This window comes from Aquimarina hainanensis (assembly GCF_042684685.1).
GTDB classification, from domain to species: Bacteria; Bacteroidota; Bacteroidia; order Flavobacteriales; family Flavobacteriaceae; genus Aquimarina; species Aquimarina hainanensis.
Window position 1 is genome coordinate 238,536 of the sequence record NZ_JBHULX010000039.1, and the last position, 16,114, is coordinate 254,649.

The 16,114-nt window shown below is 33.9% G+C and carries 17 protein-coding genes; 15 read left to right on the forward strand and 2 right to left on the reverse strand.

All coding sequences use genetic code 11. From position 1 onward, the window contains the following. The first annotated feature begins 34 nt into the window (after window positions 1–34). Entirely contained in the window at window positions 35–514 is a 480-nt protein-coding gene (locus ACFSTE_RS17030; RefSeq protein ID WP_176031168.1) for a DUF6495 family protein, read from the forward strand. A 10-nt stretch (window positions 515–524) separates the two neighbouring features. Here the strand turns inward: ACFSTE_RS17030 and ACFSTE_RS17035 are convergent, their stop codons facing one another. Continuing rightward, window positions 525–1,760, reverse strand: coding sequence for an ABC transporter permease (locus ACFSTE_RS17035; RefSeq protein ID WP_176030460.1), 1,236 nt, complete (start codon window positions 1,758–1,760; stop codon window positions 525–527). Between the two features lie 154 nt (window positions 1,761–1,914). Between ACFSTE_RS17035 and hisS the strand changes: the two genes are divergently transcribed. The 14 genes from hisS to ACFSTE_RS17105 all read left to right on the forward strand — a co-directional run bounded on the left by hisS (window position 1,915) and on the right by ACFSTE_RS17105 (window position 14,706). Next, window positions 1,915–3,294, forward strand: a complete 1,380-nt coding sequence (gene hisS / locus ACFSTE_RS17040) for a histidine--tRNA ligase (protein ID WP_378254582.1) — start codon at window positions 1,915–1,917, stop codon at window positions 3,292–3,294. A 97-nt stretch (window positions 3,295–3,391) separates the two neighbouring features. Continuing rightward, window positions 3,392–3,874 carry a hypothetical protein gene (locus ACFSTE_RS17045; RefSeq protein WP_176030458.1) on the forward strand — a complete coding sequence of 161 codons (483 nt, stop codon included), beginning with the start codon at window positions 3,392–3,394 and terminating at the stop codon, window positions 3,872–3,874. A 263-nt stretch (window positions 3,875–4,137) separates the two neighbouring features. Further along, window positions 4,138–6,042: a tetratricopeptide repeat-containing sensor histidine kinase gene (locus ACFSTE_RS17050; protein ID WP_176030457.1), complete on the forward strand. Its 1,905-nt coding sequence runs from the start codon at window positions 4,138–4,140 to the stop codon at window positions 6,040–6,042. A 99-nt stretch (window positions 6,043–6,141) separates the two neighbouring features. Continuing rightward, window positions 6,142–6,771 carry a hypothetical protein gene (locus ACFSTE_RS17055; RefSeq protein WP_378254585.1) on the forward strand — a complete coding sequence of 210 codons (630 nt, stop codon included), beginning with the start codon at window positions 6,142–6,144 and terminating at the stop codon, window positions 6,769–6,771. Between the two features lie 398 nt (window positions 6,772–7,169). Beyond that, window positions 7,170–8,030 (forward strand): helix-turn-helix domain-containing protein, encoded by an 861-nt coding sequence (locus ACFSTE_RS17060; RefSeq protein WP_176030455.1) that lies wholly within the window; start codon window positions 7,170–7,172, stop codon window positions 8,028–8,030. 251 nt (window positions 8,031–8,281) lie between these two features. After that, window positions 8,282–8,770: a peroxiredoxin family protein gene (locus tag ACFSTE_RS17065; protein WP_378254587.1), complete on the forward strand. Its 489-nt coding sequence runs from the start codon at window positions 8,282–8,284 to the stop codon at window positions 8,768–8,770. Continuing rightward, window positions 8,767–9,282 (forward strand): N-acetyltransferase, encoded by a 516-nt coding sequence (locus ACFSTE_RS17070; protein ID WP_254884042.1) that lies wholly within the window; start codon window positions 8,767–8,769, stop codon window positions 9,280–9,282. The genes ACFSTE_RS17065 and ACFSTE_RS17070 overlap by 4 nt, the downstream gene beginning before the upstream one ends. Before the next feature lie 38 nt (window positions 9,283–9,320). Beyond that, window positions 9,321–9,578 (forward strand): peptide methionine sulfoxide reductase, encoded by a 258-nt coding sequence (locus ACFSTE_RS17075; RefSeq protein ID WP_378254589.1) that lies wholly within the window; start codon window positions 9,321–9,323, stop codon window positions 9,576–9,578. Further along, window positions 9,575–10,042, forward strand: coding sequence for a carboxymuconolactone decarboxylase family protein (locus tag ACFSTE_RS17080; RefSeq protein ID WP_176030452.1), 468 nt, complete (start codon window positions 9,575–9,577; stop codon window positions 10,040–10,042). The genes ACFSTE_RS17075 and ACFSTE_RS17080 overlap by 4 nt, the downstream gene beginning before the upstream one ends. Window position 10,043: 1 nt before the next feature. Then, a complete protein-coding gene (locus ACFSTE_RS17085) occupies window positions 10,044–10,988 on the forward strand; it encodes an aldo/keto reductase (protein ID WP_378254591.1) in 945 nt (314 codons plus the stop codon). Between the two features lie 10 nt (window positions 10,989–10,998). Further along, window positions 10,999–11,283: a DUF427 domain-containing protein gene (locus ACFSTE_RS17090; RefSeq protein ID WP_176030450.1), complete on the forward strand. Its 285-nt coding sequence runs from the start codon at window positions 10,999–11,001 to the stop codon at window positions 11,281–11,283. A 100-nt stretch (window positions 11,284–11,383) separates the two neighbouring features. Then, the gene (locus ACFSTE_RS17095; protein WP_176030449.1) at window positions 11,384–12,604 is read left to right on the forward strand and encodes a bifunctional alpha/beta hydrolase/OsmC family protein; all 1,221 of its coding nucleotides are present in this window, start codon (window positions 11,384–11,386) and stop codon (window positions 12,602–12,604) included. Between the two features lie 3 nt (window positions 12,605–12,607). Continuing rightward, window positions 12,608–13,762, forward strand: a complete 1,155-nt coding sequence (egtB, locus tag ACFSTE_RS17100) for an ergothioneine biosynthesis protein EgtB (protein ID WP_378254594.1) — start codon at window positions 12,608–12,610, stop codon at window positions 13,760–13,762. Between the two features lie 2 nt (window positions 13,763–13,764). Beyond that, entirely contained in the window at window positions 13,765–14,706 is a 942-nt protein-coding gene (locus ACFSTE_RS17105) for an L-histidine N(alpha)-methyltransferase (protein WP_378254596.1), read from the forward strand. Window positions 14,707–14,786: 80 nt separating this feature from the next. Here the strand turns inward: ACFSTE_RS17105 and ACFSTE_RS17110 are convergent, their stop codons facing one another. Further along, window positions 14,787–16,100 carry a sensor histidine kinase gene (locus ACFSTE_RS17110; protein WP_378254597.1) on the reverse strand — a complete coding sequence of 438 codons (1,314 nt, stop codon included), beginning with the start codon at window positions 16,098–16,100 and terminating at the stop codon, window positions 14,787–14,789. Window positions 16,101–16,114: the final 14 nt, after the last annotated feature.

The window sequence follows — 16,114 nt, forward strand, 5'->3', positions numbered from 1 at the left end:
TTTATTACTATTTTTGCCACCAATTTTACAGAAAATGAAATATATCAGGCTTACGAAAGAGCAATTGGAAGAAATGCATCAGGAGTTTATTAACTTTTTGGCAACTCAGTCTATTACAGCAGAAGAGTGGGAAAAAATCAAAAAGGAAACCCCCGAAGTAGCAGAAGAAGAGATTGATATTTTTAGTGATATGATCTGGGAGGGTGTGTTGAATAATGTTCAGTATTTAGAGCACTTTTCTAAAGATCAGATTCATTTATTTCACACGGCAGAGGATCAGATGTATTTAATCGCCATAAAAGTAGATATTCCTATTGTTGATTTAACTACACGAGAAGGGTATGATTGGTTGCGGGAGAACTTGTTAAATGATAAGGTAACGTTCTACGACGCATCTAAACCATACAGTGCAGATCAGAATCTGGATAAGTTCAAATTGATTTCCGAAGGAGCTCAGATAACCAAGGGAGCGCTTTTCAGGTATTTTGATAAATTAATTCACTCCAGAGCGTAAGATCATTCTCCTATTCGTACCTCAAAGATTCGATAGGATCTTGCTTTGCTGCCTTTATTGCTGGATATAGACCGGATATTACTGCAATAATAAACGATATGGTTGCTGCAGATATAATAGCGATCCAGGGAGTAGAGAAGGTAAAACTGGCAAGCATGGCAATCCCTCCACCAATAGCAATACCCAGAATAATACCAATTACTCCTCCAAGCTGACCGATAATAATAGTTTCCATAAAAAATTGCTCAGCGATAGTGCTTTTCTTGGCGCCTAATGCTTTTCTAACCCCAATTTCGCGAGTTCGTTCTGTTACAGAAACCAACATAATATTCATCAGTGCTATCGAAGACCCAAAAATGGTAATAATACTAATAATCCAGGCAGCGTAATACAGATAAGACGTGATACTTGCAATTCTATTGATAAGATCATCACTTCTTTCGAGACCAAAATTATTTTCTTCTACAGGACTTAACCCTCTGATATTTCTAAAAGTAAGAATAGCATGGTCTTGAGCTCCTTCCATAAATTGTTTATCATCAACTTTGATATTGAGGTTGTAGTTGATATTGGGAAGTGTAAAAATAGAACGTCCTACTTGTAGCGGAATCAATACTCGCAGATCCTGATTATTTCGAAAGGTAGCTCCTTTGCTTTCCAGAATACCAATAACTTTAAACTTCACTCCCCGGATACTGATAGTTTTTCCGATAGGACTTACATTTTTAAAGAGCTCTTTCTTAAAATCAGAACCAATAATACAAACATGATTATTGTTGTTGATATCAAAAATGGTAAAATTCCTTCCTTTGTCTATTTTGGTTCCGGTATTTTCTAAATAATTCTCATTAACTCCGAGTACTGCAACTTCCGGATCTGTTTTTTTACTTTCATATTTTACTTCAGCTTTTCGGGTTCCTGTAAAAGCGATCGATGTTTTGGAAAAAGGAAAACTAAATGTCTCATTAAATTCCTTTACATTTCTGTAGCTGATAATTGGATTTATTTTTTCCCTTTGACCATTATTAACTGTAGAAAATTCATACTGTCTGATACTAAAAGTGTTGGATCCCATAGAAGCAAAATCTCCAGAAATTGTATTTTCCAAAGCACCAACCAGGGTCAAAATACCTACCAGGGCAGTAATTCCTATCGCTATGATTAATATGGTAAGAATGGTACGTAATAATTGACCTTTTATAGAATCTAAAGCAATACGGATATTCTCTCTGAATAATGTAAACATATACCTGGTAAATTAACTTCTGTATGATAAGACTACAAAATGACTATAAAGTTACTTAAATGTGTAAAAAATATTTAATTCTCTTAGAATCTCTTTTATATTTTATTCGGTATGATCCTCTATTTTTTTCATATTTGCAGTATTAATTTAGATTATGGCACAAAAACCAACAATACCAAAAGGAACCAGAGATTTTACTCCTATAGAAGTTGCAAAAAGAGAGTATGTTATAGAAACGATCCGGCAACAGTTTAAACGTTATGGTTTTAATCCTATTCAGACACCTAGTTTTGAGAATAGTGAGACCTTGATGGGTAAGTATGGAGAAGAAGGAGATCGTCTTATTTTCAAAATCCTCAATAGTGGAGATTATCTAAATCCTAAAAAAGGTGCGGTTAGCGAAGAAGATTATACTAAAAGAGATAGTACTGTATTGACTAAGTACATTTCAGAAAAAGCATTGCGCTATGATCTGACAGTACCTTTTGCACGGTATGTGGTGCAACATAGAAATGAGATAGAATTCCCTTTCAAAAGATATCAGATACAACCTGTATGGAGAGCTGATAGACCACAAAAAGGTCGTTTCAGAGAGTTTTATCAATGTGATGCAGATGTTGTGGGAAGTGATTCGTTATGGCAGGAAGTAAATTTTATTAAGCTTTATGATGCGGCTTTTACAGCTTTGAATTTACAGGGAGTCACTATAAAAATAAACAACCGTAAGATATTATCAGGTATTGCAGAAGTTATAGGAGCCAGTGATAAGTTAATCGATTTTACGGTAGCATTGGATAAGTTGGATAAAATAGGAGAAGATGGAGTAAAAGAAGAAATGCTGAGCAAAGGAATAACTCCGGAAGCCATTGAGAAAATCACACCATTGTTTAGCTTACAAGGAGATGCTTCTGATAAAATAACAAAACTAAGAGAATTACTAGCTACCTCCGAAGAAGGAATTAAGGGAGTAGAAGAATTAGAGTTTATACTGGAGGCAATCAAAGAACTGCCATTAGAAACAAGCTTGTTAGATCTGGATGTGACATTAGCAAGAGGACTTAATTATTATACAGGAGCTATTTTCGAAGTGGCAGCACCGGATACCGTAAAGATGGGATCTATTGGAGGAGGAGGTAGATATGATGATCTGACAGGAATTTTTGGATTAAAAGGTGTTAGTGGAGTAGGAATCTCTTTTGGTCTTGATAGGATTTATTTGGTATTAGAAGAATTAGGGTTGTTTCCTGATACAGTAGCATCTACTTCTACTGTATTGTTTATTAATTTTGGAGATAAAGAAGCTTTGTATTGTTTAAAAGCAGTTACCGCATTAAGAAAAAAAGGAGTAATCGCAGAACTATATCCGGATAATGCCAAGATGAAAAAGCAAATGACCTATGCTAATCGACGAGAAATCCCTTATGTAGTATTAGCAGGAACAGCGGAAATGGAAAGCAATACTTTTAAAATTAAAAATATGGAGGAAGGTACTCAAAATGAGATCAGTTTTGATGAATTAACAGAATTTTTCTAGAAAAGTTTTTAGCAAATACAACAATTTCTATTTAAAAATGTTAATTTGGTACTTTATTGAGTAATTAAAACCGTATAACTACCCTAAATTTATTTATATGAAAACTAGTATTTCAAGTATTGCTTTATGTTTAATCTTATTAGTAGCTTTTTCTTGTAAAAAAGACCCTAAAACAGATAAGGTAGAGCAAATAGAAACTACTCAAGACACTACAGCGGTTGCGGAGGAAGAAGTTGTTGAAAAAAAGAAAACCCCAAAACCTAGAAAGGTCACAAAAAAGAAAAAGGCAGTTAAAAAAGAAGAAAAAGAAGAAGTAAAAATAGCAGGAGTTCCTACATTTACGGATAGTCAGGCAAAAAAATATGTACGAGATTATGAAGCGTATATTGCCAATTACAAAAAAGCAGTAGAAGCACACGATATGGACTCCTTTCTAAAGCTAAATGAAGCAAGTAGCAATCTTTCAAGACAATATAGTCAGTTAATAACAAAACTTTCCGGAGAGGATATAGAAAAACTAAGCAGATATGTTCAGGCAAAATCTGCTCAGGTAGCAAAACTGGCAGAAAAAATGAACTAAAATTTCATTAAAATATTCGTACAAACCACCTTACTAGTTTTAGTAAGGTGGTTTTTTATTGGAATAAATTACCCCGGGGCTAGTCCACGAGGCATTTAAAGAGAACCCTCGAGATAGTATATCCTTTAGTGATGTCATAATAAAATAAGAAAAATATTGGGCTTTGTTTAACATTATAAAGCCTTGGATTTCTTGTGATTGTTTAAAATTAAAGTATTTTTACACCCCTCTTTTGATGAATCCAATTACAGTTTTGTTTATAGATGAGAATTGCATTGTCTTTTAGAATTTTACTAGTCTCCATATACGTATTGTCTTTTATGCAATTAAGAGGGCAGACAATAGGGTTTAAAGCTTTCGGAAAACTTCCTAACCAAATAGATGCTAAGCTGTATAAGAAGTTGAAAAAGAGCAATAATAAAGAAGAAACCTTAGAAGTATTGTTTCAAATTGCCGAGGGACATATTCGATTTGGACAACCTGATTCTACTGTTTATTATGGCAATCTGGCAAAACAGGAAATCAAAGAATGGGAGATAGATACAGTAAAGCGTAATGTATTTTTAGCAAAAGCATATAATTTTATAGGAATAGGGAATTTAGAAAAAGGAATGCATGAAGAGGGGATGAAATTTCATTTAGAAGGAATCAGCTTGTCTCCGGTCGCTACCATGAATACAATGCACTATACTCATAAAATGGGATTAGGACGTATTTATATGCATAAGGAACAATATGAAAAAGCCCTGTTTCTGTTTGAAGAATGCCTGAAAAATGCAAAAGATAAAAAAGTAAAAATCCATTCAGAAAAATACAAAGCAGATGTAGCCTTTCTTACCAATAAGTTTGATGAAGCCAAATTTCTGTACTACAGTGTTTTGGACAAAATAGAAAATAATCCATCATTTGATAAATTAGAGCTCGAATTAAAATTTAACCTGGCTAAAATAGATGTACTAAACGGTCACCTGGAAAAACTGTTGTTGTATCTGAATGAAATAAAAGAGGTTTCTCATCAAAAAGGTTTTTTTGATATCTATATAGAAGCTGTTTTAGAGATTGGGAATTATTATTATTATCACAAAGAATACGAAGCAGCAGCTTTGATTTTGAACACAGCATATGTCAATGCAGTCCAATGGAATCGTCTGGAGTTACAGCAAAAACTAATAAATAGATTGCGGTCGATATATGTGTTGCAGGGAGATTTTAAGAATGCACACAATTTAATGACGCAGTATGTCAAAAACTCAAAAATAATCTTAAAGAAGCAGAATAAAGAGCTTATTAAGGAATTAGAAGTTAAGTACGAAACCCTTCAAAAAGAAAAGGAAATTTTCGAGTTAAAAGAAGAGCAGCTACTAAAAGAAACAGAAATTCAACGACAGCGAACCATTAAAAATGCATTTCTCATCGGTTTCTTTATCATTCTGATTCCAATTATTATTTCATTGATAGCATATTATCAAAAATTACAAACGCAAATTGAACTCAATAAATCACAGGAAGAGGTCAGCAAACAGAAACTAAATGGATTGATCAAAGATCAGGAACTAAAATTAATCAAAGCATCCATAGAAGGTCAGGATAAAGAAAGACAACGATTAGCCAGAGAACTTCATGATGGCATTGGAGGAAATTTAGCAAGTATAAAACTGCAATTGTCCAATGTCACAGAAAAAGGAAGTCGTTATGAGGGAATTGTCAAGCAAATAGACGAAACATATCATCAGGTACGGGATTTTTCGCATAATTTAATCCCTAAAAAATTCTTGCGTAACTCATTAATCGTTTTAATAGAAGAATACATAAAGAATGTAACCGCAGGAGTGGCTATAAATATAGAGTTTAATCCGTATCCCGAAGAATTGATTAATAAGATAGACGGAACGTTAAAAGAGGAATTGTTCAAGATTATTCAGGAGCTTTTGACCAATTGTCTAAAACACGCCAAGGCATCCAATATTTATATCTATCTTAATCAATACGAAGATTCAGTAAAATTGCTTTTTGAAGATGATGGGGTTGGTTTTGATACAGAAGGCATGAAAAAAGGAATTGGGTTTAAAAATATACAAAACCGTCTGTCTGATTTATCCGGTACCATTTTTATTGATTCTACGCCGGGCAGAGGTACCGTGATCGATATAGAACTTCCGGTAAAATAGACTTAGATAAACAACTGATAAGCAGTGAATCATCCGTTCGTAGCTTATTTTTTTGGATAGGGGTGTAATGTTATCCAACATCGCCCTACTAAGATATTAATGGAAATTGTAATTTATTTGGGAATAGGAATAGTAGTCACAATCCTTGGTGCTATCCCATTGGGAACTGTAAACCTGTCAGTTATACATACAACTATTGAAAAAGGAAAAAAAGAAGCGTTCAAAATTATTATAGCAGCAGGTGTTGCCGAACTATTATTAGCCTTCTATGCCATTTATTGTAATATAACGATTGATCGGTTTATTCATCAGAATAGATGGATACATTACCTGTTGGTATTTGTTTTCTTAGTTGTAGGTCTTTTGTTTATGGCAAAAAAAACGAAACAGCATACCAAAAGAAGGAATCTCTCTTTTACTAAAAACAAGTATTTAATAGGTTTTCTTTTGGGGGTATTTAACCCTCCCGTTTTATTTTTCTGGATACTTACTATTAGCTCTATGAAGACATTTTCTATCGAATTGAATAAGATGACTGCAAGTTTACTGTTGTTATTTTTTGGTCTTGGAGTATATATAGGAAAAACAGGAACACTTTATATGTATAGTAAAATGGCCTTGTACTTTGGAGAAAGAATTTCTTTCTCCCAACACTTGAATAAAGTAATAGGAATTCTGTTGTTATTTATAGCATTTTTTCAGGGAAGTAAGATTTTTTTGTTTGATTAAAAGATAAATAGCTTTTTTTTTCTTAAAAAATTGATGTTTTTTTAATCCTTAAAAACAAGCATTTGGAATACTTATGTTATAGATTTTTAGTTTGTTATAAAAAAAACAAGCCTTTTTATTGAACGTAACAGTAAAAGAATCAAGGTTTAACCGCATCCGAGTTAGGTAAAGAAAGAGCTATCTTAGCCCATGGATAGAGGGGTTTATCCATTTTTCATAAAATAACTTAATGTTTGAACTAGTAGAAGTTCAAAAGAAGGCTGCAACTTAGCAGCCTTTTTTTATGAGTTGTTTTTTATAAAAGAGAGTTGTAAAAAAAGAACTATTTTTAGAAAGCTATTGCGGAAGCCCCCCGATGCCTTTAGCGACTCCAAACCAACAGGGAAAGACGTATAAAAATGAATTATACATACACAAATTTTTTTGATAAAGGAAGATTCACAATCACTGATTTTAATTGCGGAACCTTAGAAGAGCGTCTGGATAAAGAAGCTTATTATAAAATCATATGGGCTAGAGAAGGAGAAGTAAATATGATGATTGATGGTTATATGATGACCATTAAAAAAAATCAAATCATGTTTTGTACGCCTCTTAATAAGATTACAATAGAACCATATACCAAAGGCGTTATTGTTTATGTATTTAACAGAGAGTTTTATTGTATTCGTGATCATGATCAGGAAGTCTCATGCAATGGTTTTTTATTTTTTGGTTCTTCTTTGCCCTTGATCGTATCACTGGATAAAAAAGAAGAAAAAAGCTTTCAGGCATTGCAGGTAATTCTGGAAGAAGAATTCGAGACAAAAGATCATATTCAGGGAGAAATGCTTTTGGTATTATTAAAACGATTGCTAATTAAGGCGACCAGGTTAGCTCGAAAAACAATGATGGCTCCGGCATTAAAACAAGAAAAACTGGATACTATTCGAGCTTTTAATATCTTGGTAGAAAAGCACTTTAGAGAAAAACATAAAGTATCGGAATATGCTTCTTTAATGAATAAATCTCCCAAATCACTCTCTAATTTGTTTCTCAAGTATAATGATAAGTCTCCTCTAAAAGTGATTAGTGAGCGAATCTGCCTCGAAGCACAGCGATTACTTATGTATTCAGATAAAACACTTTCTGTTATTGCAGAAGAACTGGGATTTATAGATGTATCCCATTTTTCTAAGTTCTTTAAAAAACATACAGGAGTCTCTCCTTTAAAATATAAGAAAGAATACAAGAAGTTTATCACTGCGCAAAGAACTTGATGTTTTATCGCATAAGCGAACGGTGGATGGAAAAATATACCATAAGTAGTGAAATATGTCCATTGTATTAAGAGAGCTAAGCAGGTATTTTTGTGTAGTAACTATCTCGATCTAAAACTACCAGAGATATTAAGTAGAAAATGAATTTGTAATATCCAGGGGTCCCTCGAAGTATTTATACTCGTTTATCGAAGATGATAATGAGTGTTAATAAACCTTCATCTTCCCCTAATAAAAAATAGATGTGTACTATGAATAATACATATGGTATTGCAGGAAAGACAGCACCGGGATTACATGCTACCCGCTGGGTTGATGCCAATGGAAAACCTATAGATAAACCGGATGCCAATGCATTTAAAAACCGGTTTATAGTCCTGTATTGTTTCCAAAGCTGGTGTCCGGGGTGTCATAGTAGTGGATTGCCAGCATTACAGAAAATGACAAATGCTTTAAAAGAGAATGATAACATAGCTTTTATTGCCATTCAAACTGTTTTTGAAGGGTTTGAAGAGAATACTTATGAAAAAATGCTGGAGGTAAAAGAGCAGTATAAATTATCCATCCCATTTGGGCATGATGCAGGGGCAGATGGGCATTCCACGTCTGATATGATGCGGACATATAAGACAGGAGGAACTCCCTGGTTTATTTTTATAGATCAACAAAACAAAGTAGTGTTTAATGACTTTCATTTAAATGTAGATGCAGCCATTAGTTTTCTAAAAACCATACAATGAAAGCCATACCTCTAATAAAATTATTTGGGGCGGCTCACTGCCATAAAACACATTATTATAAATTAATATTAGAAGAATTAAAACTACCTTATCTGTTCCTGGATGTAGAGGAAGATGAACATGCCGCTAAGGAACTCAGGCTACTATATGAAAATAAAAAACTTAATTATCCGACAATTACAATTGGAAGTAAAAAATTACGAAACCCATATAAAGACGAATTAATTAAATGGATTTATAAATTAATACCACAGTTGATTCCGATACAGCACGATCAGGAAAATGAGGAGTTTTTATTGCCTATTAATGAAGAAATAGCCAGGATAACGTATTACACTAAAGAGAATAAGCTGTATTTAACACATTCAGAAGTTCCGTATAACCTTAGAGGTCGTGGTATAGGTAGTGTTTTAGTAGAAAAAACACTTAAGAAAATAGAAGAGGAAGGTCTCTGTGCCATAGCAGTATGTCCTTTTATAAAAAAGATACAACGAGTTGTGATGAATAAGTAATTCCTGAGAATAGTAAAGTTTTAATAATGCGAATCCCTATGAATAATAGTATATTAGATAAAATTCAAGACATCCCGATAGGATACTCTGTCGGGATGTATAAGAATCGTAAATACAGTATTATTCGTACAGATTTTAACGATGGAAGAAGTAGTAAAATATATGCGAGAGAATTAAAGGGGAATGATTTTATAAGTCTTAATTATTATCAAACAACGAAAAGAGACCTGATAAAACCCTGTGAAATGCCTTTGGAAAAAGTCCTTTTATTTCTAAAAAATATACAAATAGTATGAGTGAAATTTCATTTAAGAATATTCGTTTTGATCCGGATATCACTCCATTTCATGCATTAGCAAAAGAAATGGCAAAAGCAGTGGGATATACCGCTAACATAACCGTAGAAAAAAAACTGGCACAATTGCTTAGACTACGGGTAGCACAAAAAAATGAATGTGCATATTGTAGTATTTTACACGCCAAAACAGCCCGGTCTATTGGTATTTCAGAAGAGAAAACAGACCAAATCTCATCCTGGTGGAATAGTGAGTTATTTACAGAAAAAGAAAAAACAGCACTAAGGTACTGTGATGTATTAACTAAAGGAACAGCCGTTGACTTTCAAAAATATCACGATGCATTAACAGGGTATTTTAGTGAAGTAGAAATAGCAGAGATTGCTGCAATTGTGATTAATATGAATCTGTGGACACGACTAAAATTAGCGCAAGGAGCTGTCCCATATAGAAAAGCACAGTAGTATGGAAATCGGACTAGGTACAGCAGCGTTAGGAAGACCAGAGTACATAAATATACGACAAGAAGAAAAAGAGCACCTTACGCTTGGTCATTTTAAAAAACACGCCTTTTCTGTTTTAGATGCTGCTTATAAAGAAGGCATACGTTATTTTGATACGGCTCCAGGATACGGTATGGCAGAACAATTATTAATCGATTGGTTGCAAGAGAAGAATGATCCAGGGATTGAGGTAGCGACCAAATGGGGATATACTTATACCGCGAATTTTGATCCTAATGCTTTAATTCACGAAGTAAAAGAGCATAGCCTCAATAAATTAAATGAGCAGTGGAATAAATCAAAAGAATTGTTCCCTTTTTTATCGGTGTATCAGATTCATTCGGCAACTTTTGAATCACAGGTATTAGAAAATAAGGAGATATTAAATCGCCTGGCTATGCTGAAAAAAGAACACGATATTCGAATTGGATTGACGACTACTGGAGAAAATCAGGTAGCTGTTATTACACAAGCACTAGCGATAGAAGTAAACGGAATTCCTTTATTTGATGTTTTTCAATCCACATATAACATTTTAGATCAAAGCATTGGTACAATTGCAAAAACACTGGAAAGAGAAAATAAACAATTAGTAATCAAAGAAGCACTGGCAAATGGGCGCTTGTTTCCTAATAATAAATATACTGCGTATCAAGATTTATATAAAAAATTAGAAAGCATCGCATTAAACTATAAAGTAGGGATTGATGCCGTAGCGATTCAGTTTTGTATGCAAATGCTCACTCCATATAAAGTATTAAGTGGCGCAAGTATGAAAAAACATGTATCTCAAAACTTAATGGCAGAGACATTTAATCTGACCGATGAAGAAATTCACACCCTATTAGAAGCTAAAGTTTCTCCTCAATTTTATTGGAAGGAACGAAAAAATATGAAATGGAATTAAAAAGAATAGTATGAAAGCAATTTGGAATAATCAAGTAATAGCAGAAAGCGATACAACCATCGTTATAGAAGGAAATCATTACTTCCCTGAAGAAAGTATAAAAAAAGAATTTTTTAAAGAAAGTACTTTACATACAGTTTGTCCCTGGAAGGGGCAAGCATCGTATTATACCATAGAAGTAGATGGTAAGATTAATAAAGATGCAGCCTGGTATTATCGCGAACCATCAGAACTAGCCAGAACCATAAAAAATCACATTGCCTTTTGGCGGGGAGTAGCGGTTGTGGAAAGTTAAAAAAATAAACAGTTATAGGTAAAAATACAGAACAAACCTCAGCGTATTTAAAGCTCGATGATCGAGTAATCACACAATGTAAAAAAACAAGTTCATTACTATGAAAAACACCAAATTAAAAATATCCAATGCCCAGGGGTATGAGTTACATGCTTATTTAGAACTGCCGGCAAATCAAAAACCGAATCAGTATGCCATTTTTGCACATTGTTTTACCTGTAGTAGCAATTTAAGCGCGGTAAAACATATAAGCAGAGCCTTAACCACGCATGGATTTGGAGTAGTGCGCTTTGATTTTACAGGATTAGGAAGAAGTGAAGGAACCTTTTCCGAAAGTCATTTTTCAGCTAATGTTAGTGACCTTATTGCTGTTCATCAATATATGAGTATGCAGTATGAAGCCCCTTCTTTATTAATTGGGCACTCACTGGGAGGAGCAGCAGTAATAGAAGCTGCTTCCCGATTAGATGCTGTAAAAGCAGTTGCGACTATCGGAGCTCCGGCTTCTGTAGCACATACTAAAAAGCATTTTTCGCATCAATTAGAGGATATCAAAGAAAAAGGAGCGATAGAAGTCAATATTGGAGGAAGACCATTTGTGATTAATGAGGAATTTGTAACAAATTTTGAAAATACAGATTTGCTAAACACAGTCAGTACTTTACGAAAACCACTGTTGATTTTGCATTCTCCAAATGATCTGATCGTTAGTGCAGAAAATGCACATGAATTGTTCGTTAATGCCTTTCACCCTAAAAGTTTTGTCTCTTTGGATAAAGCCGACCATTTACTAACTAATCAGGAAGATAGTATATATGTAGGAGATGTAATAGGAGCGTGGGTACAACGATATTTTCCTAAGCAGGATAATACAATCTTAGACGCCAAAGGAGAGCAATTAGTTGGGTACTTGAATCTCAAAGAAAATAATTTTACCACTCAGATCCAGACTAAAAATCATAGCTTTATCGCGGATGAACCCGCCACTGTTGGAGGAGATGATTTTGGAGCCTCTCCTTATGAATATCTCGCTGCCGGACTTGCCGCCTGTACTGTTATGACGTTAAAATTATATGCAGAGCGAAAGAAATGGGATCTACAGGAAGTATTTGTATATATAACGCATTCCAAAAAGCATAGTGATGAATTAGGGATCGATGTAGACCAGGCAGGATATCTTGATCATATAGCTAAAAAATTAAAATTTATTGGTAACTTAGATGAGCAACAGCAGCAAAAATTGAAAGAGATTGCTTCTAAATGCCCGGTACATAAAACCCTGCAAAAAGAGGTAATTATAGAAACTGATATTCAGAAATAAATAGTGAGATCAAAAGAAATAAAACGTTTTTTTTCTGAAGTGAGAAAAAAAACAGAAGCAATATGCCGTCCATTAGCTATCGAAGACTATTCTGTACAACCTGTTGTAGATGTTTCACCTCCGAAATGGCATTTGGCACATACTACCTGGTTTTTTGAACAATTTATATTGGTACCCTATAAAAAGGAATATTCACTGTATAACGAAGACTATTCGTACCTGTTTAACAGTTACTACAATAATGCAGGAGAGCGGGTGTTGCGTCCAAATAGGGGATTGATGACCCGACCCACTGTCGAAGAGGTGTATTCATACAGAGGATATGTTACGACAGCAGTAGAAATGTTATTAGAGGAAGCACCCGATGATACAATAATCAACCTTGTAGAAATAGGGATTCATCATGAGCAACAACATCAGGAATTACTACATTATGATATAAAGTATATATTGGGAAATCAGCCAACTTTCCCTTCATATGAGACAGCTGAAATATTAACAGAGGTAGAGAGACAAAAAAAACTAATTGCTATAGAAGAAGGAGTCTATACGATTGGGCATCGAGAATCCACATTTTGTTTTGACAATGAATTAGGAGTTCATAAAACCTACATACAACCTTTTTTAATTTCGGAAACAGTAGTGACGAATGGAGAGTATTTGGAGTTTATAGAAGATGGGGGATATGAGGATTTTAATCTATGGCATGCCGATGGCTGGGACTTTATCAGAAAAAATAAAATTACAGCACCCCTGTATTGGTATAAAACCAAAGGAACATGGCATTATTATAATGGAAAGGGATTAGAAAAAATTAATAAGAACCTTCCGGTAATGCATGTGAGTTATTACGAAGCATTTGCTTTTGCAGAATGGAAGCAAATGCGATTACCTACTGAGTTTGAATGGGAGGTCGCTGCATCAAAATTGCAATATGGTCAAGTATGGGAGTGGACAGCGAGTGCTTATTTACCCTATCCAAATTTCAAAAAAGCAGCTGGTGCATTAGGCGAATATAATGGTAAATTCATGGTGAACCAACATGTACTTAGAGGAGCCTCTGTAGCCACCTCCGATAATCATAGCAGAATAACATATAGAAACTTTTTCAACCCCCAATTACGATGGATGTTTTCCGGAATAAGGTTAGCAAAATAGAGATGGATAATACGTTTGCAAAAGAAGTCATAGAAGGGCTTTCAGCTAGGAAGAAATACCTTTCCTCCAAATATTTTTACGACGATCAGGGAAGCCGCATTTTTCAGGAAATAATGAAGATGCCCGAATACTACCTTACTGATAGTGAATTCGAGATACTATCATTACAAGCGGCAAAAATAATGGAAGCAGTGAATTTTAAAGAACCTTTTAATATCGTAGAGCTGGGAGCAGGAGATGGTTTTAAAACGTTTAAACTGTTGGAATATCTGATGGCTAATAAAATAGACTTTTATTACGTGCCTATTGATATTTCAGAAGAAGCAATTCATTTGCTTACAGATAAATTGACCAAGAAATTACCCGGACTGTCAATTCACCCCAGAGTAGGAGATTATTTTGATATCTTACGACGAGAAAATGTACAAACTTCCATCCCCAGTTTGTTATTGTTTTTAGGGAGTAATATCGGAAACTACTCACGAGAAGGCGCTGTGGATTTACTACAGTTGTTTCACGAAAACATGAAAGCGCAGGACGCATTGCTACTCGGAGTAGATATAAAGAAGAATCCAGTTACAATCCATAAGGCTTATTATGATTCCTACGGAATCACCAGACGTTTTAATATTAATTTATTACTCAGAATTAATAGAGAATTCGATGGGGATTTTAAGGTAGATGATTTTGATTTTTATTGTCATTATAATCCGGTAACAGGAGAAGTTAGAAGCTATTTAGTCAGCTTGAGAAAGCAACTCGTATACCTCAGAAAACTAGATAAAACGTTTGAGTTTGGTTATAATGAGTTGATTTACACAGAACTATCCAAGAAATATGATCTTCAGGAAATTGAAGCCCTGGCATCAGATGGAGGGTTTAAGGTAGGAACCCATTTTTTGGATTGTAAACATTATTTTTCAGATTCGCTACTGATTAAATGATAAATGGTATCTCGAGCTTAGTATAGGAGGTATTGTACAAGAAATGAAACGTAGTTGGAAATCTATTTTTATGTGTTTTTCTAAAAAATACGATTAAACGGAAGAATGACTTCCACCTTCGTTCCGATAGCCTGTTGCTTATCATCATACAGGTCAATAATCGTATAGCCTATAGTATCTCCATATTGATCTTGTAGTAAGTGTAATCGCTTTTTGATAGCTTCCAACGCAAAAGAAGTGTATGTTTTAGCTCCTTGTCTTTTCTGAATTTTTTTTGCTTTTGTTCTGCCGACACCATTGTCCGTAATAAAACACTTTAGTTGTGTGGTCAGTTCAAAATGGACATGCAACTTTTTATTCCCTTTTTTATGAAACAATCCATGTATTAATGCATTTTCTACAAAGGGTTGTATGAGTAATGAGGGAATTTCCACTTCCTGACTTTCTTGGGTGAATGTAATATCATAAGATAAGAGCTCCCCAAAACGAAGTTTTTCCAATTCTAGATATACTTCCAGAAATTCAATCTCCTTTTCTATAGAAATAAAACTTTCATTCGAATAATGTAATGTATTTCTCACTAATTGAGCAAATAATACAATGTAATCATAAGAAGCTTCGGTATCTTGTTGTAATACCAAATCTTGAATCGAATTAAGTGAATTAAATATGAAATGAGGATTCATTTGGGATCGAAGGGATTTCAATTGCAGGAAAGCCAACTCATTTTTTTTGCTTATTTCCAGATCATTATATGCTTTTTCTAAAAGTAATTTTTGAGAAGCAATTGTTTTGTTTTGTATGACCAACGATTGATTACTTCGAAATAAAGAGGCTTCATTTTTTTGATTTAGCCGTTTGAAAAAGTCGACAATAAAGAAGACTCCTATAAATATAAAAGCAACATTCAAATAACCAAAATACGGATCGGGGTAATTCTGATACCAGGTATTAGGGAAGTAATAAAGCACAATAGATAGTGCTAAAATAAAGTAATGAATATACTTTTTATCAAAAAAGAAAAGTGATAGTAATGGGATGATTATATATTGATACTCTGCATAAAACCCTCTAAAACTATAATTGGCATGAATAAAAATAATGATTGTTACCATAAGTAAGAACAGCAGCCTGGAAAGAAAAAAGAACTTTTTTTTGTGTAGGTATAGTATGCTGGAAAAAACAATAAATTCGGTAATAAGCAGGTATGTTCTAAAAGAACTGAGGTTTTGAGTAAAGTAATCAAAACAGAAAAAAAACAGTACAGTAAATAAAGAAATGAATGTGCATAGATTGAGAACTTTGGAACGTTTTTTCTCCAGGGCAGAAGAAGTACTACTGATTCCTATATTCAGCAATGTGGAGTATTTCTCTGATATGAATTTAATTATCATAGGTATTGATCAGT